19 protein-coding genes are annotated in these 24,504 nt (G+C 56.0%); 9 read left to right on the top strand and 10 right to left on the bottom strand.

Annotated features, from left to right (window positions below; all coding sequences use genetic code 11):
* Window positions 1-555: 555 nt before the first annotated feature.
* The 6 genes from IV89_RS12650 to map form a co-directional block, all read right to left on the bottom strand.
* Window positions 556-2,382 carry a TniQ family protein gene (locus IV89_RS12650; protein ID WP_107277678.1) on the bottom strand — a complete coding sequence of 609 codons (1,827 nt, stop codon included), beginning with the start codon at window positions 2,380-2,382 and terminating at the stop codon, window positions 556-558.
* On the bottom strand, window positions 2,382-3,353 hold the full coding sequence (locus tag IV89_RS12655) for a TniB family NTP-binding protein (protein ID WP_081858777.1): 972 nt from the start codon (window positions 3,351-3,353) through the stop codon (window positions 2,382-2,384). The genes IV89_RS12650 and IV89_RS12655 overlap by 1 nt, the downstream gene beginning before the upstream one ends.
* Complete coding sequence (locus IV89_RS12660; RefSeq protein WP_107277676.1) at window positions 3,350-5,101, bottom strand: Mu transposase C-terminal domain-containing protein; 1,752 nt, start codon at window positions 5,099-5,101, stop codon at window positions 3,350-3,352. Before IV89_RS12660 ends, IV89_RS12655 begins: the two co-directional genes overlap by 4 nt.
* A 36-nt stretch (window positions 5,102-5,137) precedes the next feature.
* On the bottom strand, window positions 5,138-5,569 hold the full coding sequence (locus IV89_RS12665; protein ID WP_037943659.1) for a hypothetical protein: 432 nt from the start codon (window positions 5,567-5,569) through the stop codon (window positions 5,138-5,140).
* Complete coding sequence (locus tag IV89_RS12670; protein WP_037943658.1) at window positions 5,566-6,240, bottom strand: hypothetical protein; 675 nt, start codon at window positions 6,238-6,240, stop codon at window positions 5,566-5,568. The genes IV89_RS12665 and IV89_RS12670 overlap by 4 nt, the downstream gene beginning before the upstream one ends.
* 966 nt (window positions 6,241-7,206) lie before the next feature.
* The gene (gene map / locus IV89_RS12675) at window positions 7,207-8,061 is read right to left on the bottom strand and encodes a type I methionyl aminopeptidase (protein ID WP_037944960.1); all 855 of its coding nucleotides are present in this window, start codon (window positions 8,059-8,061) and stop codon (window positions 7,207-7,209) included.
* A gap of 117 nt (window positions 8,062-8,178) precedes the next feature.
* On the opposite strand from map, the gene IV89_RS12680 reads away from it, so the two are divergent.
* The 5 genes from IV89_RS12680 to IV89_RS12700 all read left to right on the top strand — a co-directional run bounded on the left by IV89_RS12680 (window position 8,179) and on the right by IV89_RS12700 (window position 15,946).
* On the top strand, window positions 8,179-8,385 hold the full coding sequence (locus tag IV89_RS12680) for a ParD-like family protein (RefSeq protein WP_037943657.1): 207 nt from the start codon (window positions 8,179-8,181) through the stop codon (window positions 8,383-8,385).
* A 453-nt stretch (window positions 8,386-8,838) separates the two neighbouring features.
* Window positions 8,839-11,301 carry a DEAD/DEAH box helicase family protein gene (locus IV89_RS12685; protein WP_037943656.1) on the top strand — a complete coding sequence of 821 codons (2,463 nt, stop codon included), beginning with the start codon at window positions 8,839-8,841 and terminating at the stop codon, window positions 11,299-11,301.
* A gap of 3 nt (window positions 11,302-11,304) precedes the next feature.
* Complete coding sequence (locus IV89_RS12690) at window positions 11,305-12,753, top strand: class I SAM-dependent DNA methyltransferase (protein WP_037943655.1); 1,449 nt, start codon at window positions 11,305-11,307, stop codon at window positions 12,751-12,753.
* The gene (locus tag IV89_RS12695) at window positions 12,750-14,480 is read left to right on the top strand and encodes a restriction endonuclease subunit S (RefSeq protein ID WP_051843935.1); all 1,731 of its coding nucleotides are present in this window, start codon (window positions 12,750-12,752) and stop codon (window positions 14,478-14,480) included. Before IV89_RS12690 ends, IV89_RS12695 begins: the two co-directional genes overlap by 4 nt.
* Window positions 14,477-15,946: a hypothetical protein gene (locus IV89_RS12700; RefSeq protein ID WP_200875466.1), complete on the top strand. Its 1,470-nt coding sequence runs from the start codon at window positions 14,477-14,479 to the stop codon at window positions 15,944-15,946. Before IV89_RS12695 ends, IV89_RS12700 begins: the two co-directional genes overlap by 4 nt.
* A 223-nt stretch (window positions 15,947-16,169) precedes the next feature.
* On the opposite strand, the gene IV89_RS12705 is transcribed toward IV89_RS12700, so the two are convergent.
* From IV89_RS12705 to IV89_RS12715, 3 genes are all read right to left on the bottom strand, one after another.
* Window positions 16,170-17,333: a hypothetical protein gene (locus IV89_RS12705; protein ID WP_081858776.1), complete on the bottom strand. Its 1,164-nt coding sequence runs from the start codon at window positions 17,331-17,333 to the stop codon at window positions 16,170-16,172.
* Entirely contained in the window at window positions 17,330-17,764 is a 435-nt protein-coding gene (locus tag IV89_RS12710; RefSeq protein WP_051843932.1) for an ImmA/IrrE family metallo-endopeptidase, read from the bottom strand. The genes IV89_RS12705 and IV89_RS12710 overlap by 4 nt, the downstream gene beginning before the upstream one ends.
* 118 nt (window positions 17,765-17,882) lie before the next feature.
* Complete coding sequence (locus IV89_RS12715; RefSeq protein WP_037943653.1) at window positions 17,883-18,476, bottom strand: hypothetical protein; 594 nt, start codon at window positions 18,474-18,476, stop codon at window positions 17,883-17,885.
* A 1,253-nt stretch (window positions 18,477-19,729) separates the two neighbouring features.
* Here IV89_RS12715 and IV89_RS12720 point away from each other — a divergent pair.
* The 3 genes from IV89_RS12720 (at window position 19,730) to IV89_RS12730 (ending at window position 21,172) form a co-directional block, all read left to right on the top strand.
* Window positions 19,730-20,143: a hypothetical protein gene (locus IV89_RS12720; protein WP_037943652.1), complete on the top strand. Its 414-nt coding sequence runs from the start codon at window positions 19,730-19,732 to the stop codon at window positions 20,141-20,143.
* Window positions 20,144-20,439: 296 nt separating this feature from the next.
* A complete protein-coding gene (locus IV89_RS12725; RefSeq protein ID WP_107277674.1) occupies window positions 20,440-20,790 on the top strand; it encodes a hypothetical protein in 351 nt (116 codons plus the stop codon).
* Window positions 20,780-21,172 (top strand): hypothetical protein, encoded by a 393-nt coding sequence (locus IV89_RS12730; RefSeq protein ID WP_146152945.1) that lies wholly within the window; start codon window positions 20,780-20,782, stop codon window positions 21,170-21,172. Before IV89_RS12725 ends, IV89_RS12730 begins: the two co-directional genes overlap by 11 nt.
* A gap of 410 nt (window positions 21,173-21,582) precedes the next feature.
* Here the strand turns inward: IV89_RS12730 and IV89_RS12735 are convergent, their stop codons facing one another.
* Window positions 21,583-23,865: an adenosylcobalamin-dependent ribonucleoside-diphosphate reductase gene (locus IV89_RS12735; RefSeq protein WP_005852090.1), complete on the bottom strand. Its 2,283-nt coding sequence runs from the start codon at window positions 23,863-23,865 to the stop codon at window positions 21,583-21,585.
* 134 nt (window positions 23,866-23,999) lie between these two features.
* Between IV89_RS12735 and IV89_RS12740 the strand changes: the two genes are divergently transcribed.
* The gene (locus IV89_RS12740; RefSeq protein WP_005852088.1) at window positions 24,000-24,431 is read left to right on the top strand and encodes a DUF1489 domain-containing protein; all 432 of its coding nucleotides are present in this window, start codon (window positions 24,000-24,002) and stop codon (window positions 24,429-24,431) included.
* Window positions 24,432-24,504 lie beyond the last annotated feature (73 nt).

Raw genomic sequence — 24,504 nt, forward strand, 5'->3', positions numbered from 1 at the left:
GTGAAGAATGACCCGGCCGGTAGGCTGGCCATTTCACAAGCAATATAGGTCCACTCGGATGCGGCACGGTACAGCTGATTGAGACTCGCCAAATCCTCGAGGATTGTTGCAAACAAAAAAAGCCGCCCTTACAGGCGGCCCCATACATTTTAAGCTGGTGAAATTAAAGTCTCGCCACCCATCAAGTCAGCAATAACCACTTGACAAAGCTAACTAAAAATGCTAATATTAGGTAACTTCTTCGGAGCTGTTGTGGGTTCGACTCCAGTCGTCGCGCTTTTGCCCTTCGCCATTCTTACTACGGCACTCATCAATATGGTGGGAGAAAGGTTCAAAGGTGAAAATATGAATACAAAATCGACGATCACAACTAAGTTCTATACGTCTCTACGCAAACTTGCAGGCAACGCCCTGATCATGACAGCGGCTTGGGGCATTAGTTCGACGGCAGGGGTTGCCGGGTTACAGCTATAGAGAAAGCCGCGTCTTCGGACGCGGTTTTCTACTTTTGGGACTTCAGAGTGACACCGCAAGCGACGTGTAAGGCCCCTTATGTTAAGTGAAGAGATCCAGTTCGAGAATGCTGCCCCGGTAGAAGTCCACACCAATCTCGGCCCTGGATAATACGGGACGAATTCCTCGCCGCTTCAGTCGCCCAACAACCTCCCCTACCCGAAGGCCATAGCGCTCTGCGATCTGCGCCGGATGAATGTACCGGCCCTTGAAGTCAGCGAGGATCACAGGGTCGAACCTTGGAATTTTCCGGTCACCGCTGGGTCCGGCTATCCAGTGAACGGGCAAGCTTACCTCCTCCCCACAGCGGTCCGTCAAGAGCCACCCGACGTCCCTTGGAATCTTAAGTGCCCCGAAGGCAGCCATTGGCGAAAAGCCTTCCGTACAGACTGCTACTTGTCGGTTGACCTCAACCGGATCTACGCGAAGTGCGGCCACCCCGTTCTGACCAGTCCGGCGGAAAACACGTTCGAGAAAACCGCCGAGTATCATGTGCACCACGGTAACGGCCGGCACCTTGGCTTTCTCTGCGACCTTCGAGATCGGCGCGAACCCGTCGGCCTCAACATCCATTTCAACCGCTTTCGCATGGAGCTCGCCAACCAGCTTGGTGATCTCTTCGCTATCTACGGCTTTCTGGGTCCGCCCCCTTGTTCCTGGCCTCCCGTAGTAGATGGGAGTGAGCAGTCGGTCGGAAAAGAGCTGATCGACCAGGGGGCGAGCACAGCCCAGCGCATGAGGCAGTGAAATTACATGCACCATCCGCTTCACGCGACCAGCGACGTTACGCCCTTCTTGTGCTGGGATCGTATAGTGGGAAGGCGCGTCCTCAGGTATCATCCCTGCAGCAACCAACACGTCATTTAGGGTCCGAGAATCCAGATCTTGCTCGTGGGCCAATGAAGCGACCGTATGAAGCTGACGCTCGCAGAGTTTCTCCCCGAGCACGTTGGTTCCAGCTGACAGCGCGATATTTTCGATGATAAAAGCGCGTAAGATGCGCGCAATGTCGCCCGGCTCTTTATTTGAATTTGGATATGCGAGAGCCTTGTAAAGGCATCCGAAGATCCTTTGAGCGCCAGGGGTACCGTTGGCATTGTCGAATTGTCTGAGCTGCACGTCCAGCGCCTCCCGGATCCGAACTTCTCCACCGGAAGTGAATTCGAAGCCGAGGCGACCAGCGTGATCCCAGTCATTAAAGGTCAGCTCCGGCAACCTTTGCCCTGGTCCGTACGCGATTAGTGCCCCCAGAAGCTCGGACGCTCGGACCGACTGCTCCAGTGACTGCGCATCCAACCAATCGGGACCAGCTTTCCCGTTAAGGCGGTTGATGACGTATTTCTGAAGAGGGGATATCGAGCGTTTTGGGCTTTGAGCAATCAGCGCCTCAAGTTGCTCACCCCGCTCGGGTACACGGCAGTCAAGTTCGTGAAACGGATCGTCCCATCTTTTTTTGGTCCGACGCACCAGGGCGATTTTGTGGCGGGGGCACGTTCTTACAACTGACAATGTCCATTGCCAGCGACCGCGACGCCCGGCCCCACGGTCATCCTCTGCAAGACAGGCTGGGCAAAACATAGTGTGAGGGTTCGCTAAGAACTCCGCGGTGACCAGCTCACCACGGAGAACATAGGTCCGCCCCCCGAGCGGCACCGGAGCGTTGGCGTGCAAATCGCCAATGGGAACACCGGAGAGCTCAGCCAAACGGCTAAGTGCCTCTTCCTTATTAGAAACCATATCCTCAGGCTCAAATTCGAGATCGCGGAGAAACGGAATTAGTCGGCCACCAGTGTGTATCCCAGCCAGACGTGCCGCATAAGACAGCGGGCTTTCCTCCGGGTCGAATGGGACGTGGGGCGCGAGCATCATCACGCCCCTCCCCAATGCTGCGCCTCAACCAAATTGATTTTGGCCCAATGGCGAGCAAGGAAAACGTTCTGCCCCATGCCACAGCCTTCCTGCATCCCCCAGCTCTCGGCGAAATGCCTGATCGCCAATTCATTCGCATCGTCCAGAGCTGCCGCTTCGAGCGCCGCAAGAATGTTCTCTATGCAACGACCAAAACGGTTGCGGCTGGCGTGGACCAGCCGATCCACGAGATCTTCTTCAGAGGGTGGCTGCATGCCGGCTGCATTGCAGAAATTGGCGATGACCTTCGTGAGCGCTTTCCGATCGGAAGTCGGTGAGACATCAGCAAGCGGCAACCGCCAATAGCGACGCGTGACTTGCGCATCGCAGGATGCAATCTGCCACAGGCTTTCGATGCCGCTCAGCACTACACTGACCGCCCCCTTGCCCTGCATCAGGTTGCGAAGGATCTTTAGGGATACGTCGACCTTGTACTTGCTCCCGGCACCGAACAGATCATGCGCCTCGTCGATCCATAAGACAGCGGTACCGCGTAGTTGAAAATGGTGCCGAACTTTCCGCATAATGTCGTATTCGGTCTCAGACCGGCGCGGGACCGAGGGATACCCACTGGCCTTAAGAATTTCGATCCCGAGGCTCTTCGCAGTCGCCGGGCTTGGCACCCGAACTCCGACCCACGGTTGATGGGAAGGATCGCGTGGCTGCAACGCGGGATGGGTCTTGAGCCCATGAAGGACCATCGAAGTTTTCCCGCCACCGGCGGGCTCGACCACGGCGATACCGCGCGCATCGCCGGCCTTGTTATAAAGGCGGGGCTTTGGGATTGGTTCTCCCTGTTCATCTCGTTGCAGCAGCCGGTCCAGATAGCTCCTGAACTGTGCGTCCCGCGGCGTCGAGAGATACCTATCTCGCAGCCGATCCACGACTGCGAGTTTTTGGTTAATGTTGATGTTTGGTGCATTCATGGTCATTCGTCCTCCAGGATCCAATCGTCGCCATCGTCAGCCCCATGATCGGCATCGCCAGGCTGATGATCGGAAAATTGGAACGCTTGGAGATCGCCGGAAGAAGTTTCCCCTACGTCATGCTGATTATTGTTGTCTGGGGCCTCCGAAGTCGCTGATGCGGCCGTTGGAAGGCTTGTTCCCCAGCTATCTCGGTCCTCATCATAGGGGCTCATTGGCTCCATCTCAGAGGTCTTGAAACCGATGAACAGGCGGTCTTCTTCGTAGTCCATCCGCTTTTCGGTCCAGTCCTCCATGATGAGTCCGACACGGGTCATGGCGGCGCTGTTGGTTTCCTTGATGTATTCGATCGCCTGGCGGACGACCGCGAAGTTAACCTCGGCACCCTGAGCGTTCTGCGCTCGGATTTCCGCAGCGGCGTTGATCCATTCCTCTGCAGAGACCCCCTGATACCGATCAAAGACTGCAGGGACCTCACACCACCGTCCATTTAGCTCGACCCAGATGGCGCCGATATCCTCTGGATACCAACGGATGGCGACCTTACGACCTGCCGACTTGTTCATGAAACGACCCAGAATTTTCGAATGATAGCGAACCCCCAAGATGGTGATGCCCTTATTGGTCACGGTGCGCTCCCGCTCGTGGCCAAAAATCAAACGTCGACGCCTAAGGTCGGGCGGAGTTTGAACCCCGAATTTCTCTACCAGCCGATTCCAGCAAGCGAGCGGCGTCTCACCGTTCAGTCCGCTATGCGGCGTGCGGTGATACACATCGACGACGTAACGAACCAAGACCGTGCAAAACTCTTCCGGGTTGAGGGCGGCGCGTTTTGAGGAGCCATAGTCTCCCCGCTCGACGCTGTTACTAAAGGTGCGCCCGCTCAATCTTGGCATAAGCTGCGTTGCGAATGTACCGAATACCCGCTCGATGCGCCCCTTCAGATGCGGGTCGCCGGCCGGGCAGTACTCTAACGTGATCCCAAGATCCGAGGTACGGGCTTGGATCAGAGCCGAGGTGTTGTAAGCCGCGCAATCCGTAACGATGACTGAGGGCCAGCCGAATTGGTTCCAGGGAGTTAGGCTACCGCAGGCATCTCCCCAAACACCCTTGTCCCGCATCATCATCTCAATTACGCGCAACGCACTTTGCGAGTTCGGCGTACGCGATATGACCATCCCGACAATGCAGCGGGTTGCGCAACAGATAGCGACGGTGATCCACCAGCGTGCCTTCTTTTTGTCGAGACCGAGTTTCTTCTTTTCCTCTTCGGTCAGATAGTGAAACAACCCGCTTTCCGCCGTGAGGGTTATGGCTTCGGCCTCCCATTCATCGAACTCGACCCTTTGCATTGGCCGCTCAACTTGGAGCCCCTTGCCTACAGGCGCGAACTGCCGGTTCGCAGCTTGGCGGCCGTGCCGTGTCAGTGTCATGTCGAAGGGGTTGAGCTTGCGTATCGCTTGGCGCACAGTCTCGCGCGATGGACAGACAATTTCGGGCTTGCCCTCAGCCCGACGTCGCTCGTTTTCTTCGATAAAGGCGGTTTTGACTTCACCGAAGATAATGTTCTGGGAAGGCCGCTGGTCGTCGAGGTATTTACTGACAACCTTACCCATAAGCATCAACTCGTCCGCGGTCATCCGACGGTCGCGGTTTCCGCGTTCTTCGGTCTTGTCGTAAAGACCTGCAAGACCGAAACGCCGTTCTTTCCTCTCCCATTCAAGCACGGTTTTTGCGCCCAGCTTTTTAGGCACAACGAGAAATTCGCGGTCCTCCTCGGGCTGATCTTTCTACATGAGTTCACCCGCACGCACTTTAATAGTTCCAAGCACAGGTTTGACAGTCGTCGCTACCCGAGTGACGTTGTTGTTCTCGTCGTCGAGGAGTTCTCTGAAAGCTTGCACCACCGCCAAACGCATACTTGCCTTTCTCTGCGCGTTGGCGCCGCGCAGCGAAAGGAGCTCGCCGTTTGGCAAAGTACGCTGCCGCAGATGCTCAGGCTGATGCTCGTTCGGAGTGCACGCGAAATTGCCGACTGAAAGATAGCGACTGATTTCGGCGTTGGTCATAACCTGAGGCACGCCTGCCCCTTTAGCTGCAACGAAAATGTGCCGCTCCTCTCGGGTCTGAAAGTATCGGTGAGGCTGCCCCCCGATGACGATGCCGTCGTATTCGGAAAAAGAAAATTTGGGCTGTACGGGGCTGGGTTTGGTGGCGATCATTTGAAAATCCTCCGGCAGACGTACGCCTCATGGGCGATACGGACCTTGATGACGAGTTTGAGTTCGTGGGAGCGGATCAGACGAACAATGGCCCGGAAGCCACGCGCACCAAGATTGATGGCATCGACCAAATCCTGAATTTGAACCGAGGCGACCATTTCGTTCACGATCCTGCGTGCAGCCGCATCAGCCTCAGGGTCAGGACGGCGCATTTCGTGCAACATCTCGGCGTTGAAGAGCTCGACCGGATCGAGATCCCGCTCGGTCATAATGATCACTTCATTTGCAAAATCCGGCGTCACTTGTGCTGCGATCTGTGCCAACTCCTGTTGAACCTTGGGCTGGCGCCGCCGGTACTCGGACTTCACCATGATGGCCCGACGGGAGCCGTCGGCCATCAGGACGCGGAAATCGAAATAGTGCGTCGCGGTTTCGCCATTCGGCTTCACCCACTTGAACGGCACTTGGTTTTCGAGGCCCACGACATCAGGTCGCGCGATGGTAACGAGAGCGGTGCACAGTTCGGTATGGCTCTCAATATCCATTGTCCGATCCTCGTCCGGTCCAAAGGTGAACTGACCGGTGAAATGCTTTCGGCGACCTTTGGCTATCTTCCGGGTTGTTTGAATTCGCTCCGGCATCACGAGTCCGCCATCTAACAAATAATTCATGCTTTTTCCTTTTGGCATGAGGGTATCGCTCGCCGGAATACGCTCCGACGCTGCCCGAAGGCCGCGATACAGATTTCTGATTTTGTTTCTTGCTCACCTGATTTCAGGTGGCACTGGGTGCAGGCCTCAGCTTTGGGCTTGCGATATTTTGTGGCCTATTCTGTTCCCTTGACCATTGTCGTTCCTCATCTCTTGGTGGTGACCTCTCAATCGTCGCCGAGCTCCGGCTCTGTTGACTGAAAGGTTGGCTGACCGCCTGTTTCACGAAGAAAAATTTGCATCCCGGTCGGTATGATCTGCCGTTCAGCCTTCGCTTGAGGACGAGAAACTACCCATTGCGCCCCCCCAGCAACAGCTGATTTTGCTCAAAATAAATTTGCCGAAATCATTTCCGTCCAAAATAAAATGATCCCAAGGGGCTCCGCAATCCAACGCAAGTCACTGAATTAAATCAACAATTATAAAGGTATCACGAGTATCGTTAGAGAGGAGACCACACGAAAAAAGTTGATCGCCAATCAAACCGATTGAAATGGCGTCAATCAATCGTCATCCGCGAGATAAATCTGCAACACCTCATCCTAAATGTTGGACGCGGTGAGAAGACTAAGGGACAGATACGGCTGCAAAGCGATTCGTCCGGAGGCAAGCCAGCCCGCGGCAAACACTAACATTTAGATACCGAATGACGCTCTCGCGCCGGAAACTCTTCGTCGATGCGCAAGGCCAGCGAGCCCTTGAAAGCCATCACCAACTCTCGGTCCAACCACGGCATTCCGGTCTCTCGAGATCAAATGACAGAGACAATTTGATTGTTGGTGGTCCAAGGCGACGCAACGCGGCGCGACCGATCTTATTTTGCAAAGAGCGGTTCTGAGCCCAGCCCTTCACATTAAATGGTACAAGCGCTGCGAAGGTCCGGTTCGAGCCCAATTTCACCGATGCCGCATTAGCGGCGAAGGTCCGCTATGCAGGATTGGTTCGAAGCTCGATCCCTGGCGTGTGAAGGCCCGCGCGCGAGAGTGTGAAAATCTCGAAACCATCCGATGTTACACCAATCGAATGCTCGAATTGTGCCGACAGGGATTTGTCCCGCGTCACGGCGGTCCAGTCGTCTGCAAGCATTTTTACCTCCGCGCGCCCAAGGTTGATCATCGGTTCAATTGTAAAGATCATGCCCTGCCTCAGTTCCGGGCCGGTTCCAGCTCTGCCGAAGTTCAGGATGTTGGGGGAGTCATGAAAGACCTGACCGATGCCGTGGCCGCAAAAGTCGCGGACCACCGAGCAGCGTTCGGAATGTGCGTAGGTCTGGATTGCGTGACCGATATCACCCAGTCGCGCACCCGGCCGCACCGCCCTGATCCCCTGCATCATCGCCTCATGCGCGATCTGGATGAGGCGTTCAGCCGCGCGCTTCGGCTTTCCCACCACATACATCCGACTTGAATCGCCATACCACCCGTCATGGATCAGTGTGACATCGACGTTCACGATATCGCCGTCGCGCAACTTCTTCTCGTTCGGAAATCCGTGGCAGACCACGTGGTTGACCGATGTGCAGCAGGCGTATTGATACCCCTCGTAGCCCAAGGTTGCAGGTGTTGCGTCATTGGCGGCCGCAAACTCGAGAACGAAGGCGTTGATCTGTGCCAACGCAGTGCCAGCCCGGACAAGATCGGACACGCCGTCGAGGCATCTGGCCGTCAACTCGCCTGCTCGGCGCATCCCCTCAAAGGCGTCCAGCCCATAGAGCTTGATGGCTTCGGTTCTGCGAGCGTCCTGCGCCTTTGATGCGACCGGCACGTTGATATAGCTGTCCATCATGAGCTTCCCTGCGTATTCCATGGTGTAGCAACAGAAGTCAGATTGACCGGCAGCCAGCTACTGTTATATATGAAACATATGTGTTTCGTATATAAGTAAGCAGGAGGTGTGTCGATGGGGATCGTGAAAATCGGGGACGGTCTGCACGAGGAACTGCGCAAGTCCAGTTCGGTCATGTGCCGTTCGATCAATGCGCAGGCCGAATTCTGGATGAAGGTCGGTATGCTTGCCGAAGCAAACCCGACCTTGCCCTTTACGGAGATTATGGCTCAGCAACTCAAGAACGCCGATGTAAAGGTGCCGGAGATCGAAGCAGCCTGAAACTTGATGCTCCCGCTGTTATGTTGCGAGTTGGGCGAAGCGGTCGTCTGCCAGGCGGAATCCAACGGCAGCATTGTCCGCACTGCGGATATAGACAAGCTCACGAAAATTTCTTTGGGAGCTTCACGTTGTCTGTGACCATTGCAACATGACCGCACCACGCGATTTGCTCCATTTACTGCAAAGGGCTGGGTTCTGGGCGACCTTGTTGTATCGACGGCCCGATAGCTCGTCGCTGAGCATCGAAAAATACCCCGCAACAACAGTATCGTTCTCATTATCTGACCAATCTGCTGGTGCCATATGGCGAAGTTAATCGGCGTGGCTTGGCGTGTCAGGTTAGAAGCGCAGGAGTGCGTTTCATTCTTTGCGATAGCGCACGCTTGTCATGTTCGCGTTTTCCGAAGTAGCGTCAGCAGATAGTTTTTTCGTTTTTGATTTTGGCAGGATAATATGAACAAGCGGGGCCTAAGCGAGCGCGATATTTGCACTAAGTTCATTACACCATCCCTTGTTAAAGCAGGCTGGGATGTAAATAGCCAAATCCGCGAAGAGGTGAGTTTTACCAAAGGACGGATCATCGTCCGCGGGAAGATGGTCAGCCGCGGCGAAGGCAAGCGTGCTGATTACATCCTGTCAGCAAAGCCCAACATCCCCATCGCCATTATCGAAGCAAAAGACAACAAGCAGCCCGTCGGCGGGGGCATGCAGCAGGCACTCGGCTATGCGGAAACGCTGGATGTCCCGTTCGTTTTTTCATCGAACGGCGATGGCTTCGTCTTTCACGATCGGACTGGATCATCATCTAATGTCGAACAGTCGTTGAGCTTAGATAAATTTCCCAGCCCCCAAGATCTTTGGCAACGCTACAAAACATGGAAAGGGCTGTCCGATGCTGAGGAAAAGATCGCTCTTGAGGACTACCACGATGACGGGTCGGGCAAGGAACCGCGCTACTATCAGGTGAATGCCATTAACAAAACCATGGAAGCGATAGCCAAGGGGCAGGATCGCGTCCTCTTGGTAATGGCGACTGGCACCGGCAAAACTTATACGGCTTTTCAGATTATCTGGCGCTTTCGGCAGGCGTTTCCTGGAAAACGCGTTCTGTTCTTGGCAGATCGAAATGTTCTTATCGACCAAACCATGGTCAACGATTTCCGTCCGTTCAGTGGCAAGATGGCGAAACTGTCCACCCAGTCAAAGACCATCGAGCGGCCAGACGGAACCAAGGAGAGCGTCACGCTTGCGATGGATAAGAAGCGTCGCATCGACTCTTCCTATGAAATTTACCTTGGGCTTTACCAAGCCATCACCGGGCCGAACGAAAGTCAGAAGATCTTCCGCGAGTTCTCCAAGGACTTCTTCGATCTGATCATCATCGACGAATGTCACCGGGGTAGCGCATCGGCGGACTCAGCATGGCGAGAGATCCTCGATCATTTCTCTTCGGCCGTGCAGATCGGCCTAACGGCGACGCCCAAGGAAACGGAATACGCGTCGAACATCGACTACTTCGGGCCTCCGGTCTTCAGCTACACCCTAAAGCAAGGCATCCGCGACGGTTTCCTTGCGCCCTACAAAGTCATCAAAGTTCACGTCGACCGTGACGTTCAGGGATATCGCCCGGAAAAAGGCCAGCTGGATCGGGATGGCGAAGAGGTCGAGGACCGCATTTACAATGCGAAGGATTTCGACCGCACACTGGTTTTGGACGACCGCACCAAGCTCGTCGCGCGAAAGATAACCGAGTTCCTCCGCGAAAGCGGCGACCCGATGGCCAAGACCATCGTGTTCTGTGTGGATCAAGAGCATGCAGCGCGAATGCGGCAAGCGCTGGTCAACAAAAACGCTGACCTGGTCGCAAAGAATGCGCGATACGTGATGCGGATCACCGGGAATGACAAAGACGGGATTGATCAACTCGGGAACTTTATCGATCCAGAAGCTACATATCCCGTGATCGTTACAACATCCAAACTCCTCTCTACCGGTGTAGACGCCCAGACCTGCCGCCTGATCGTGCTCGACCGCGAAGTCGGGTCTATGACGGAATTCAAGCAGATCGTTGGGCGCGGCACACGGGTGCATGAAGATACGCGCAAGCTGTTCTTCACACTGATGGATTTCCGCGGTGCCTCAAGCCATTTTGCTGATCCGGACTTCGATGGTGAACCCGTCCAAATTTATCAGCCCGGTCCGGATGACCCTGTTACCCCACCGGACGAAACGCCAGCCGAGACGCCGGATGGCGATGTCGTATCGGGCAATGAGAGCCCTGCGGAGAATGAGACCGTCCTGATCGATCCGAACAACCAGAACCTCACCAGCGATACCATGACCGGACCGCGCCCCAAGGTCTATATCGATGGCGTGGGCGCTGACATCGTTGCTGAGCGCGTCGAATACCTTGATGAGAACGGCAAGCTCGTGACCGAATCCCTCCGCGACTACACGCGCAAGGCCATGCGCCAGCGCTTCACCAGCCTCGATGACTTCCTGCGGCGTTGGAAACAGACGGAGCGGAAACATGCGCTTGTCGAAGAGCTGGCCGAAGAGGGTTTGCCCCTCGACGTGATCGCCGACGAACTGGGGTTTGACCTCGACCCGTTTGACCTGATCTGCCATATCGCATTTGACGCCAAGCCGCTGACCCGAAAAGAGCGTGCAGACAATGTGCTCAAGCGAGATGTGTTTACCAAATACGGCCCGCAGGCTCGCGCTGTTCTTGAAGCTTTGCTTGAGAAATACTCCGACGACGGCGTGATCAGCATCGACGATCCGAAGATCCTGAAAATCAATCCATTCGCTGGCATGGGCACCGAGGTTGAACTGATCCGCGCCTTCGGCAAGAAGAACGACTACATTCGCGCCGTGCATGAGATGCAAACGGCGCTTTACGAAGAAAGTGCTTAACCCATGTCCGTCCGTAATCTCGTCAAATCCATCCAAGACATCATGCGCAAGGACACCGGCGTCGACGGTGATGCGCAGCGTATGTCCCAGCTGGTCTGGATGTTCTTCCTCAAGATCATGGACGATCAGGACGAAGCGCTGGAAATCACCCAAGACGACTACACATCGCCCATCCCCGAGGACCTGCAGTGGCGGACCTGGGCGGCGGATCCCGAGGGCATCACCGGCGACACGCTGCTTGCCTTTCTGAATGACGAGCTGTTCCCCAGGCTCAAACAACTCTCCCCACAAAAGGGGCCGCGTGCCAAAGTCGTGCGCGATGTTTTTGAGGACGCCTACAACTACATGAAATCCGGTCAGCTCCTGCGGCAGGTGATCAACAAGATCAACGAGGTCGATTTCAACAACCTCACCGAGCGCCAGCACTTCGGCGACATCTACGAACAACTGCTGAACGACCTTCAAAATGCAGGCAACGCTGGCGAATATTACACGCCCCGCGCAGTTACCGCCTTCATGGTCCAGCAGGTCGACCCAACGCCGGGCGAGGTGCTCTTTGACCCCGCCTGCGGCACCGGCGGCTTCCTGACCTGCGCTATGCGCCATATGCGCGACAACCACATCAAGCGCCCCGAGGACGAGACGCTGATGCAGGCCTCCCTGCGCGCGGTCGAGAAAAAGCCATTGCCCCACATGCTCTGCGTCACCAACATGCTGCTGCACGGGGTGGAGGAGCCTTCATGGGTGCGCCACGACAACACGCTGGCGCGTCCACTGGTCAGCTGGGGGCAGGCGGACAAGGTCGACATCGTCCTGTCCAACCCACCGTTCGGTGGCAAGGAAGAGGACGGGATCGAGAACAACTTCCCCACCTTCCGCACCCGCGAAACAGCCGACCTCTTTCTCGCCCTGATCATCCGCCTGCTCAAGGACAAGGGCCGCGCCGCCGTGGTCCTGCCCGATGGCTCGCTCTTTGGCGAGGGCATCAAGACCCGTCTCAAGGAACACCTCCTCGAGGAATGCAACCTGCACACCATCGTGCGGATGCCGAACTCGGTCTTCAAACCCTACGCCTCCATCGGCACCAACCTGCTGTTCTTCGAAAAGGGCAGGCCCACGCAGGACATCTGGTATTGGGAACACCGCGTGCCGGAAACGCAGAAGGCCTATTCCATGACCAAGCCGGTCCGGCTGGAGCATCTGGACGATTGCGCCGCATGGTGGGGCGGTGAGGCCCGCGAAGGGCGGCAGGAAAGCGAGCGCGCGTGGAAAGTGTCGATTGACGAGATCCGCGAGCGCGGCTTCAACCTCGACATCAAGAACCCACATGTGGAGGCAGAGGACTGGGGCGACCCAGAGACCCTGCTGAATGACCTGACCAAGGCCGAGGTCTCGGTCGACAGCCTGCGGGCCGAGCTGAAGGCCATCCTGACCGAGGCGCTGGCCCGATGAACGCGGAACGGTTGCTGCAGGTTTACGAACAGATCAGCGAAGCGCCGGACGCCATCGCACGGCTGCGGCGGTTTGTGCTGGATTTGGCGGTGCGTGGAAAGCTGGTGGAACAGGTGCCGGAGGACGAGCCTGCATCGCAGCTACTGGAACGAATTAAAACGGAAAAAGACCGGATTGTCCGCGAGGGGAAGTTTAAGAACACTGAAGGATCATTCGCCCGCGATCAGGAGGCTTTCGCTTTTCCGCTTCCGGCAAGCTGGCACTGGTGCTACTTGGATGACGTCGCGGCCATTGCACGCGGCGGCTCACCTCGGCCAATCAAAGCCTATTTGACGGATGAGGAAAACGGAATTCCGTGGATCAAGATCGGGGATTCCACCCGTGGAAGCATTCACATTGACAGCACTGCGGAACGCATTAAGCCAGAAGGACTTTCCAAGTCTCGACTTGTAGTTCCTGGAGATTTGCTACTCTCCAACTCGATGAGCTTTGGCTTCCCTTACATTACCAACGTCGAAGGTTGCATTCACGATGGATGGTTGGTCATTCGGACTCCTGACCAACTTATGAGCAAACTGTTTCTTCATACACTGTTCCTATCGGAGCATGCCAAGCAATCATTTGCTGAGGCTGCATCAGGGGCGGTAGTCCAGAACTTGAACGCAGACAAAGTTAGAAGGCTAACCGTACCTCTTCCCCCCCTCGCCGAACAGCACCGGATCGTCGCCAAGGTCGATGAGCTCATGGCGCTTTGCGATCGGTTGGAGGAGGCCCGCAAGACGCGGGAGGAGCTGCGCGACAAGCTCACCGCCGCCAGCCTCGCCCGCCTGACCGCCCCTGATACCATGGTGGAGGATTTCCCCACCCACGCCGCCTTCGCCCTCGAGGCGCTCCCCGCCCTCACCACGCACCCCGACCGGATCAAGCCCCTCCGCCAAACCATCCTTAACCTCGCCGTCCGCGGCAAACTGGTCGAACAGGATGCGGCGGATGAACCGGCATCCACTTTGATTAAGGTCGCACAGGGCCTACAGGCAGAAAGAGGCGCCAAAGTGAAAGTTGACCCTATTCAGCCAAGTGAGGTTCCCTTTCATGTGCCTTTCGGATGGCTTTGGACGCGCATCGGCACAATTGCCCTCCAGACTGGCTCTGGTAGCACCCCGCGCGGAGGAAAATCGGCATATGCCGGTGAAGGAACGCCGTTTCTAAGGTCTCAGAACATATACGACGATGGTCTCCGCCTTGATGACGTCGTGTTCATCAATGACGAGACCAACAAGAAGATGAAGCGAACGCAAGTCAAAGCTAAAGACCTGCTCCTAAACATCACTGGCGGTTCTATAGGCCGCTGCACTCGAGTTCCCGATGAGTTCCCGGGGGCAAACGTCAGCCAGCACGTTGCAATCATTCGCACTGCCGTAGCTGGTATCGAAGACTATTTGCACCTTCTGATCAGATCGCCATTCTTCCAAGAATACGTGAATGGAGAGCAGACCGGCGCAGGGCGCGGCGGATTGCCGAAGAACCGCATGGACCGCATCCCGGTGCCGCTCCCTCCTCTCGCCGAACAAAGCCGCATCTTGGCCAAGGTCGACACCCTAATGGCACTCTGCGACCGACTGGAGGCCGCCCTGACCACCACCGACACCACCCGCACCCGCCTCCTCGAATCCCTCCTCCATGAGTCGCTGGAGCCGGCGGCAAACGCCTTGGAGGCCGCTGAATGACACTTGCCCCTGTCGAAGCTGAACGCCTCCTCCTTGCCCGCTATGATGAACCCGCAAAACCGGCCACGGACAAAGTCTTAGGTTTCAAGACTAATGGCGGACGGGTATTCGCTATCGACACAAGGGCAAAAGAAACGCGACTATGGTTCCAGCCGCCCGCGGCTCCCGCGATGGAAGGCATAGAAGCTTTGCCAGACCCGAATAATGGCAATCATCACCTAAATGGGCCGCTCTCTCCGCTAAAACGTTCGGATACTCAGCGCGTCTTAATCGACAGCCTCGCCGCACTGCAGCGGTTCCTTGATTGGTATGACGGTGCCTCCGACGGCTCTTCACCGGAGCTGTTGGAAGGCATCGACTTCGCCAGCGCCTTTGCCCGGTTCCAATCCCTGATCACAAGCTATGACCAGCCCTTCACCCGGTTCGACGAAGGCCTCATCGCTGCCTGGGAAAGCTACAAGCCCCGCGTCCGTGCCGAAGCCCTGACCCGCCTCGACACCGACAGCTGGACAGAAGATCAGATTGGGTCCGGTAGCATCGTCGCCAAGGTGATCGACGCCATCGAAATTCAGGCCACCCACGGCGATGTGACGAACAACATGGTGTTCTGGCAGAACCGTTACGGCCACGCCAATCGAGAACACCGCGCCTTGATCGAAGCCGCTGCGACCGGAACCGGCCTGCAAACCCTCGAACGCCTGCTGTTTCAACTCTACTGCACGGACCGCGACGAAGGGGCCATCTTCGAAGACCTCAGCGAGGCTGTCGGCGCGAAATACCCCCTAATGGCCTACCTGTTCTTTTTGAAAGACATGGATCGCTTCATGCCGATCCAGCCAACAGGATTTGACAGGGTATTCGGCGAAATCGGTTTGGAGTTCCGTACCCTGCGCCATTGCACTTGGGACAACTATTCGCAGTTCAATGCAATCTTAGATGATCTACGCACCCCGATTGCCAAGCTGGCTGGTCTGGACGACGTCCGCCTGATCGATGCCCATTCCCTACTTTGGATGTTTACCACGTTGCTGCGCATGGAAGCAAAGGGCGAACTTTCCAAAGGTGCCAAGGCGAGTGAACGACACCTCGGCGCACGCGAGAAATCCATCGCCGACATCAAGTACTCGGTCGGCCGAACAGTCTTCAATTCGAACGGCCAGGTGGTTCCTACGACGGTTAAGAACAAGGACCTGCAGATGTCCGACGCCGAGTTGGACAAACTGATCCGAGACCTTCTAAAGATCCAGGAAGACCGCTGCGCCATCACGGGGCTACCCTTTCAATTTCGAGGCGCGCAAACAGACGACAACATGTTGCCCTCCCTCGACCGGATAGACAGCAATGGCCACTACGCCCGGGATAACCTGCAGATCGTATGCCGCTTCATCAACTTCTGGAAGCAGGCATCTGACGACACCGAGTTCCGGCGTTTGGTCGAATTGGTCCGAGAGGTGGGGAGGGCCTGATACCCATTGAGAAGAGAATAACAACTTAGTCATCAGGCACACAGTGTAACCCTTAGAGGCACAATCTCAGCCCCCTCAAGCAGCGGCATTTCCAATTTGCAATACGGAGGGCCGTCATTCACTTCGGGTCGTACTAAAGACTCTACTGCGCGGGTAGCGGCGTGTCGAACGGAGCCACGCAAGAGCACCAAGCCGCAAAGATTTATCACCGTCAGTCCAAAGCCTAATTACTTCTAACACCGGTGGAGGCGTTCTGGCGAGAGATTGCATCAAGGCGACGGCAAATATGCATTTCCATCCTTACAGAGATCCAGAAGTTCGGAGAGCTACCTTCCGGTGCCTTCGTCGCGGCTTCGACAATCTTCTCATATCCCCAGGAGCCGTGGAGAGGACTATGGCTTGCATCAGCCATGACGCGTTTTGCTGCAGCCTTGTACATGGAGCTCCTGGGCGAAAGTAGCTTCTTCGTGTTCGGATCTACATTGGGCGCCACTCGATGGTAGTAAATCGAATTTTTGTCAGTCGGAAAGTCGATTCTTGCTCTCAGGTATGACCCGACAGGGATAAAGGCGTCGTTCCGTATCGGATTGATCGAGCCATAATCGCCGTACTCGATCGGCTGGTTTTGAGCCCGGTTAATCGCTTCATAAAGCGCGAGCTCCTCGAGACGGAATTCATCGCGCTCTTCGTCACCGACGTCCGTGACGCTCTTTGGAAAGGATGTTCCGAGACTGACTATGCTTGCGTGGGGAATGATAGTGCGAATTTGGCTAATTAGTGGAGCCACATAGGCGGCATGGAGTGATGCCGTAGAAGCTTGGACAAATTCGAAATCGAGAACGATTTCAAACCGCCTATCCTCCTGAATAAAGGCATTCGCTCTATCAGCAAGCATAGACAGATCATCGATAAAGCCTTCATCGTGAAGCACCGATGCTCGATAGGATATCAAATCATATCTCTGCGCGAATGCATCGAACTGGGTGAAGATATCGGACACATACTGATCGTAGTCATCGTCCTCACCCGGATTTACGATGAGGGTCGGTCGCACCTTGGTATTTTCCGCATGAAGCTCATTCACTTTTGCGACCCACTGTGCATAACCGCCAGCGCTACGTCCCAGCGCCTGCGTTTCGCTTGACCGCAGCGTCGGCTCTCGTGTGATGTCCACCACGCAAACCCGACAGTCGTCGAAGTCTTCGGCGATGGTCGAGTAAATCTTCGCTATGTTGTACTCAATAGGCGCCAATTTGTCTTTATTCGGACGCTTCCGCCCTCTGGTAATCTCGCAATGAACCGACAGTTCAGCTTTCCGAGCCGGGTTCAAGTGCTTCCAGGCCCGTATCTCAGCGTCGCCCATTTTAAGAAGCAAATGATATGTCATGCTACGCTATAGCCCAAGTCACCGAGACGATATCTCAGAGATTCTTTTGAAACCCCTAACTCCAAGGCCATCTTTGTCAGATTACCCTGTGATAGACGGAATGCTCGACGCACTAAAACCTCTGGCATGAGCAGCTTGGCAGCAAAAATGTTGGCTTGATACTCGATCGAATTCCTATCGCCGTTCCGGTGCAGAATTCGCTCGCCGTTGGCCATCGAGTCGATCTTCCCACGATGTAGCAAGTAATGAGCGTATTCATGTGCCATAGAGAAACGCTGTCGGTTGGGATGATGCTTAGAGTTCACAGCAATTTCGAACCTGTCGTCGGCTATTCGCTTTATGTAGGCGTCATTGAATCCAAGATCCTCGAAGCTTAGGTCGAGTTCATTGTTGGACTCAATAATTGCTTCGATAGGGATGGATGCGTCCATCGGAAGCCCCATTTGCTGATAGTACTTCACAACCTGCTCGGGCGAGTTGAGAAGCCCCGGCGGGGGCAGGTCCCGCTGGCTGGATTCTGCTCCGGGGCGTTGCGGTCTGCGAGGCGATTTAGACACCATGTTCGTCAGCTCCAAGCAGAATGGTGTCTTCATCCGGTTCGGTCACAGTTTCACCCGTGTCCATTTCTTCTACAAGGTACTCGAGGCGCTCGATGCGCTCTGAAAACCCAGCAATAAACTCACCGTGATTTCCTGACTTTTCTACGAGCCTGTCGACCGTGCCTTTCATTTCCTTACTTTCCTCTGCAATTTGTTGGACGAGCAGAGTTTTCCCAGAGTTTTTAGTGAAGAAGTTTTCGGTGAGCGTCGGCAACTCAGCTTCGACATGCTGTTTGGCCGAGTAGCGAAGGCTCAAGGCGGCGATAATACCAATAAGCGTTAGGATGACGATCAGGTTCGTGTAGAAGCTCGACAGTGCGGCTATCATACCGTCTGAAGTCATCGTATTGTCGAAGAAGCAAATACTTTGGTTTGCGTAGGTCCAACAGTCACTTTCTGGGAACGTCGAGAAAAGAACTCGAAAACGGGTCCAACCGTACACCATAGAAAGTGTTAACAGCGACGTCAGGACAGCTGTCGCCATCACGATCCCGATTGTCAGCCTGCTGGGTGCCGCCGTGGCGTTTGGACGTTCTTGGCTCACTATATTTCTTTACAAATATTCTCTGTCGATTTCTTGCATAGGATGTGATGAATTGCAACTTTCAGCTGTTGCGAGATTTATCGGATAATTCAGTTCCTCAGGGTACCACTGCTACGTCGGGTAAGGCTATCAGCATCAGCGACTGAATAGCCGCTGTGCTCTTCACTTGACGCACGTTCGCTCGCACTCATGGCCCAGCCCTTGGATGCCGTGCCGGATGCGATGAGATCAATCGACATGGGCTTCGACCTACCGTTCGATCTAATGTAGGCAGGTTCCGAACGTACAGGTACCGTTTTTTTTGGGGGGAGTCCTCTTCAGAGAAAGAGTTCGTCACGTTTCTTAAGAGAATGATGAAACACCTCATTCCAACGAAATTGAAATGAATTACTTCGCCCGAACATGTAAATAGCAGCAGATGCCTGTTGGCTGCTTGATACAAAATTATGCGGGTGTCGCCGGCAACCCTTAAACAATCTGCAATTCCGGCAGTGCCCACGCCAGAGTTTCAGGATCGGCACCCCGGCCGCCTGGCTTTTTTTCCAGAACTCAAAGCTTGTGCTTACAATGCCATCGCTTGTCCGCTGCGGTTAGCACGAGCGCCACCACGCTCGTGACCACCTCCCGTCGGTGGCCGGGACTTCAAAGGCCGCCAAAGTGAGCCTTCTTTTACAGACGACATGGGAAAACTTCTCGGATGCACGTTTAGGCTTCCTCTCAAAGGCGTGCCATCATCTCTGGGGAATGATCAGTTCCCAGCAGCGCGCTGCGTCTTCAGTGATGTAGTATTTTGCAAAGCGTCCAGATCATCTGGATTTTGCGCCTTCTCCTTTCTCCTCGCTCATCGTGCGGTCGTTGAGGGCATCTCCATGCCAGCCCGTCATACCGAGGAAATGGAATGGTCACGTTTAGCCGGAAACTATTTCCTGACCGAAACCTAAAAAATGTAACATACCTGCCTCGGGTGACCGCAGAACCCGCTCCGCCCCTTAAGCGAACTTCGTAAATAAGGACGGTAACGACGACTTCCAGTCCCAGCACGGCGTCGGCTAAAGTTGTGATGGTAAGATTTGAAATCCTCGGCAGCGGGGTCTCAGAAAAATTAAATTTTCTCTTCGTGCTCACAGTAATTGGCCAATGTTCATATCGAGAAGCAGAAACGGAGAGGCAACGACGCGGTCGCATTTCCTCGGAACACGGTCAGGCTTGATGCTGCCACGAAAGGCAGAAGCGCAACAAACAGGAGGACCATCATGCTGCGCACGCTCCCAACGAAGATCCTGCCCGCAGAACCGCAAATCGCCATCGTCCGCGCGTTCTTCACTAAGCACGGAACCGCGCTGTGTACCGCCGCGGGGCTGATCGACGGTGATGCCGGAACCGCCCGCGTTCTGCGCCTCATGTCGATGTTGCGCGAGGCACCACGCCTCGACCACCCAATGCGACGCAGGTTGGTCGATCTCCACCGTCTCCTTTCTTTAGACCCTGTCTTAAAGGCTTTCGAACCCGACTTGTCGTCTTGGACCCTCCTCAATCCCGCCAGCGCCGAAGTGGAGGAACTCTGCCTGCTCACCGACCGGCTCTATGATCTCTTAATTAGCATCAGCGACTCGGACACGAAGCGGAAGGTGCCAGCACTCGACCTTCCGGCGCAGATGGCCGCCTGAAGTGCTTCGCCGGCCGCGCAACGCGCGCTGTCGGCGGCATTCCTCTGGGGCGCAGAACAGGATTCCCAACTTCAAAGGACCATCTTCTGCATGCCGGATTAATCGAAAAAGTGACCCCGGCTGTAGATTTCTTCTTCGTCTCCTAAAAGAACGACCAATGTTCTCGTCACCAGCACCAGCCTTCGAAATGAACCGAAAGGACCCTGCCGAACACAACGCATCTCCCAACCGCAGAAAACATGACGCCGATGAATCAGGCAACACCAGCACCTTTCATGCATGCAAGGGAGACAATCATGCTCAACACGGACACCGCGAATATTAGCCAGGCCCGCTACGATGCGGTCGCTGCGACTGAGAGACACCTGCGTCGCAATGGCGCCGGGCTTTGCAACCTGCTCGACGCGCTCGACGATCCAGCCGGCTTTGAAGCCTTGTGCCGCCTGCATAGCGCATTCAGCCATTCTTTCCCGGATGCGGATGCGGTCGAAGATGCCGTGAACGATATCACCCGCTTTCTCGCGGATCAGTCGTGTTCATCGCTCGACAAGATCGGCATTGAGCGAAGCTTCGCGGCAGCTGATATGGCTCGATGGCACGGCGCCCGGATCAGCGAGATTCATGGTAAGTTTAGCCATGCTCGATGACCCGCGCTGCGTATTACAGATCTGCCAAGAGAACCGCCTTAAAAACCATCCTGGTACGTTCGGTCCGGAACAGGATATCTGCGATATCACGCTGTGGCTCAATCAGCGCTTTCCCCTCTCGAAGGCGCGTGTGCTGGTTGGCCGGCACTATACTCAACGCGACCGCGAGATCGCTGGCCTTGCGGTTACAAGTTCGGCCACGCATTCCGTGTCCCTGGCTCCACTTGCTTTCGAGGCATTTGTAGCCTTGGGGTACCGGGTCCAGGAGACGGGCGGTGATAGCTATGAGTGCCCCTCTTGTTATGGGTATCACTCAAGGCATGAAGCGCTGAAAGCCTGTGTGCGCATCGAAAGCGCGCTACGGGACTGGCGTTCACAATAAAGAAAACGTAAATTTCTGACATAGGGCGGCGCAAGCCGCCCTTTTTCTGTTGAAGCACATCAGAAAGTGCCAAGAGACCGACTTGACGAGATGTGGCGCGACGACCCCTCCGGAAACTCCCCTTCCTGACAGCTCGCGCACCGTGGGATTTGGTGCGTCTGCGTTTAGGCTGAATACTGGAGCGACCGCCAATTGGAGAAAATTTCTTTAATCCATTATTGAACGCCCCTTCACCGCCCCAGATCCTTCAGGACAAAGGCGAACCAGTCCTTGCACCATTCGCTTCGCCAAAACGAGATAATCGGGCGTTTCCGCCCGATTGACCTTTTATGCTTGCAAAATGGCTACTCTAACCCGGCCAATGGCCATGAATTGGTAGTCAGAACAGAAACCTCACCCCACAACTCCAATCAGCCACACTTACTATGGCCGCAGCTGCCGCAGGTCATGCAGCCTTCGACCATGCGCAGGTCGTATTGGCCGCAGCTGCTGCAGGCTTTGCCGCGGGGGGCCTCCAGGCCGACGACCTTGGCTTGCGGGTCGGATTTCAGCCCCTGCCCTTCGCCCGCGATAAAACCGGTGGCGATCAGGTGTTGTTCGATCACGCCCCCGATGGCGGCCAGCATCGACGGGATGTATTTGCCGCGCATCCAGGCGCCGCCGCGCGGGTCAAAGACGGCCTTCAGCTCCTCGACGACAAAGGACACATCGCCCCCGCGACGGAACACGGCAGAGATCATGCGGGTAAGCGCGACCGTCCAGGCAAAATGCTCCATGTTCTTGGAGTTGATAAAGACCTCGAACGGACGCCGATGCCCGCCGATCACCACATCGTTGATGGTGATATACAGCGCATGCTCGCTGTCGGGCCATTTGATCTTGTAGGTGGAGCCCTCAAGCTCTTCCGGACGGTCCAGCGGATCGGACATATAAACGACCTCGCCGCCTTCCTCTGCGGTGGCTTGGGCCGCAACCTCGCCCGGGGCTGTATCGGCGCTTTCCGATACCGACAGAACCGATCCGGTCACGTCATTGGGACGATAGGTCGTGCAGCCTTTGCAGCCTTGATCCCAAGCGGCCATATAAACATCCTTGAACGCGTCAAAGCTGATGTCTTCGGGACAGTTGATGGTTTTCGAGATGCTGCTGTCGACCCATTTCTGTGCCGCGGCCTGCATCTTGACGTGATCCAGAGGGGCCAGCGTCTGTGCATTAACGAAATAGTCCGGCAAGGGCGCGTCGCCCTTCAGATCGCGCCACATCTGTACGGCGTAATCGACGACTTCTTCCTCCGTCCGGCTGCCATCCTTTTGCAGAACCTTGCGGGTGTAGGCATAGGCAAAGACCGGCTCGATCCCCGAGCTGACGTTGCCTGCATAAAGGCTGATGGTGCCTGTGGGCGCAATCGAGGTCAAAAGCGCGTTGCGGATGCCGTTTTCGGCAATGGCGTCGCGCACATCCTCATCCATCTGCTGCATGGTGCCGGAAGCCAGATAGGCGTCCGCCTCGAACAGCGGGAAGGCCCCCTTCTCCTTCGCCAGATCGACGGAGGCCAGATAAGCCGCCCGCGCAATCGCCTTGAGCCATGCCTCGGTCTGCTCTGCCGCCGCGTCCGAGCCATAGCGCAGCCCGACCATCAACAAGGCATCCGCCAGACCGGTGACACCCAGACCGATGCGGCGCTTGGCTTTCGCCTCTGCCTGCTGTTCGTCAAGCGGGAATTTCGACACGTCAACGACGTTGTCCATCATGCGCACAGCGGTCGCGACCAGCTTGTTCAGCGCCTCGACATCCAGCTGAGGGTTGTCGCCAAACGGGTCGGATACCATCCGCGCCATATTGATCGACCCCAGCAAACAGGCACCATAGGGCGGCAGCGGCTGTTCCCCACAGGGGTTTGTGGCGGCGATGGTTTCGCAATAGCTCAGGTTGTTGGCCTCGTTGATGCGATCGATAAAGATCACACCGGGCTCGGCGAACTCATACGTGGCTTTCATGATCCGGTTCCACAGATCACGGGCCTGAACGGTGCGGTAGACCTTGCCGTTGAACTGTAGATCCCAGCTGGCATCGGCCTTGACCGCATCCATGAAAGGGTCTGTGATCAACACGGACATGTTGAACATCCGCAGCCGCGCGGGGTCGGATTTCGCGGCGATGAAGTCTTCGACATCAGGGTGGTCACAGCGCATTGTGGCCATCATCGCGCCACGGCGCGACCCGGCGGACATGATCGTCCGACACATCGCATCCCAGACATCCATAAAGCTCAACGGGCCGGAGGCGTCAGCAGAGACCCCCAGCACATCCGCGCCACGGGGCCGGATGGTGGAAAAGTCATAGCCGATCCCGCCCCCCTGCTGCATGGTCACAGCGGCTTCTTTGAGCATGTCGAAGATGCCGGCCATGCTGTCAGGCACGGTGCCCATGACGAAACAGTTGAACAATGTCACACGGCGCGCAGTACCTGCCCCGGCAGTGATGCGGCCCGCGGGGAGGAATTTGAAATCCTCCAGCGCTTCGTAAAATGCCTCTTCCCATTTTTCCGGTGCTTTTTCGACCTGTGCCAGATCACGGGCGATTCGCCGCCAGCTGTCTTCTACCGTCACATCGCGCGGCGTGCCGTCGGCATCTTTAAAACGGTATTTCATGTCCCAAATCTGTTCGGCAATGGGGGCGGCAAATCGTGACATATTCGATTCCTTGAGGGCTGTTTGGGAAGGTGTTCACCATACCCCAAATCAAAGCGCAAGCACAACAGGTTGAAGCTGCGGGACTTACGTCTACATTATGTCGTGTCCGACGCAGGCGGACGCAGGAGGATTCTGTGAAAAATCATATACATCTCATCAAGTTGTCCGTCGGCACGGAAACCGTCGATGACCTGGCCGCATGGCAGGAAAAAAAACGCGTGCAAACCGAGGACGGTTTTCCCCGCCACGTGACCCGCATGTGGCCCAAACGCGAACCCGAGATTCTGAACGGCGGGTCGATCTTCTGGGTTATCAAAGGTGTGATCCAGTGTCGTCAGAAAATCCTGCGTCTGGACGAGACGTCGGGCGCGGACGGCGTGCGCCGCTGCGCGATCGTGCTGGACCCCAAGATCATCCGGGTGCAAGGCAGCCTCAAACGCCCGTTTCAGGGGTGGCGCTACCTTGCGCCGCAGGATGCACCTGCCGATCTGCCCGAAGGCCGCGACCACGAAGAGCCTCTGCCCATCGAGTTGAACCGCGCGCTGGCCGAGATCGGCGTGCTCTAGCAGCAGCCCCTGCGCGCGCATCCCCCGCGGGATTTGAGTTTATTTGGCAAAATGAAGCAGGGCCGCGCGTGCC

The organism is Sulfitobacter sp. CB2047 (assembly GCF_000735125.2).
Taxonomy (GTDB): Bacteria; Pseudomonadota; Alphaproteobacteria; order Rhodobacterales; family Rhodobacteraceae; genus Sulfitobacter; species Sulfitobacter pontiacus.

Bases quoted from the DNA above. Each gene is read 5' to 3' on its own strand.
- IV89_RS12650 (WP_107277678.1), bottom strand. From the start codon at position 2,382: ATGATGCTCGCGCCCCACGTCCCATTCGACCCGGAGGAAAGCCCGCTG.
- IV89_RS12655 (WP_081858777.1), bottom strand. From the start codon at position 3,353: ATGACCATGAATGCACCAAACATCAACATTAACCAAAAACTCGCAGTC.
- IV89_RS12665 (WP_037943659.1), bottom strand. From the start codon at position 5,569: ATGATCGCCACCAAACCCAGCCCCGTACAGCCCAAATTTTCTTTTTCC.
- IV89_RS12670 (WP_037943658.1), bottom strand. From the start codon at position 6,240: ATGAATTATTTGTTAGATGGCGGACTCGTGATGCCGGAGCGAATTCAA.
- map (WP_037944960.1), bottom strand. From the start codon at position 8,061: ATGGACAGCTATATCAACGTGCCGGTCGCATCAAAGGCGCAGGACGCT.
- IV89_RS12680 (WP_037943657.1), top strand. From the start codon at position 8,179: ATGGGGATCGTGAAAATCGGGGACGGTCTGCACGAGGAACTGCGCAAG.
- IV89_RS12685 (WP_037943656.1), top strand. From the start codon at position 8,839: ATGAACAAGCGGGGCCTAAGCGAGCGCGATATTTGCACTAAGTTCATT.
- IV89_RS12690 (WP_037943655.1), top strand. From the start codon at position 11,305: ATGTCCGTCCGTAATCTCGTCAAATCCATCCAAGACATCATGCGCAAG.
- IV89_RS12695 (WP_051843935.1), top strand. From the start codon at position 12,750: ATGAACGCGGAACGGTTGCTGCAGGTTTACGAACAGATCAGCGAAGCG.
- IV89_RS12700 (WP_200875466.1), top strand. From the start codon at position 14,477: ATGACACTTGCCCCTGTCGAAGCTGAACGCCTCCTCCTTGCCCGCTAT.
- IV89_RS12705 (WP_081858776.1), bottom strand. From the start codon at position 17,333: ATGACATATCATTTGCTTCTTAAAATGGGCGACGCTGAGATACGGGCC.
- IV89_RS12710 (WP_051843932.1), bottom strand. From the start codon at position 17,764: ATGGACGCATCCATCCCTATCGAAGCAATTATTGAGTCCAACAATGAA.
- IV89_RS12720 (WP_037943652.1), top strand. From the start codon at position 19,730: ATGCTGCGCACGCTCCCAACGAAGATCCTGCCCGCAGAACCGCAAATC.
- IV89_RS12725 (WP_107277674.1), top strand. From the start codon at position 20,440: ATGCTCAACACGGACACCGCGAATATTAGCCAGGCCCGCTACGATGCG.
- IV89_RS12730 (WP_146152945.1), top strand. From the start codon at position 20,780: ATGCTCGATGACCCGCGCTGCGTATTACAGATCTGCCAAGAGAACCGC.
- IV89_RS12735 (WP_005852090.1), bottom strand. From the start codon at position 23,865: ATGTCACGATTTGCCGCCCCCATTGCCGAACAGATTTGGGACATGAAA.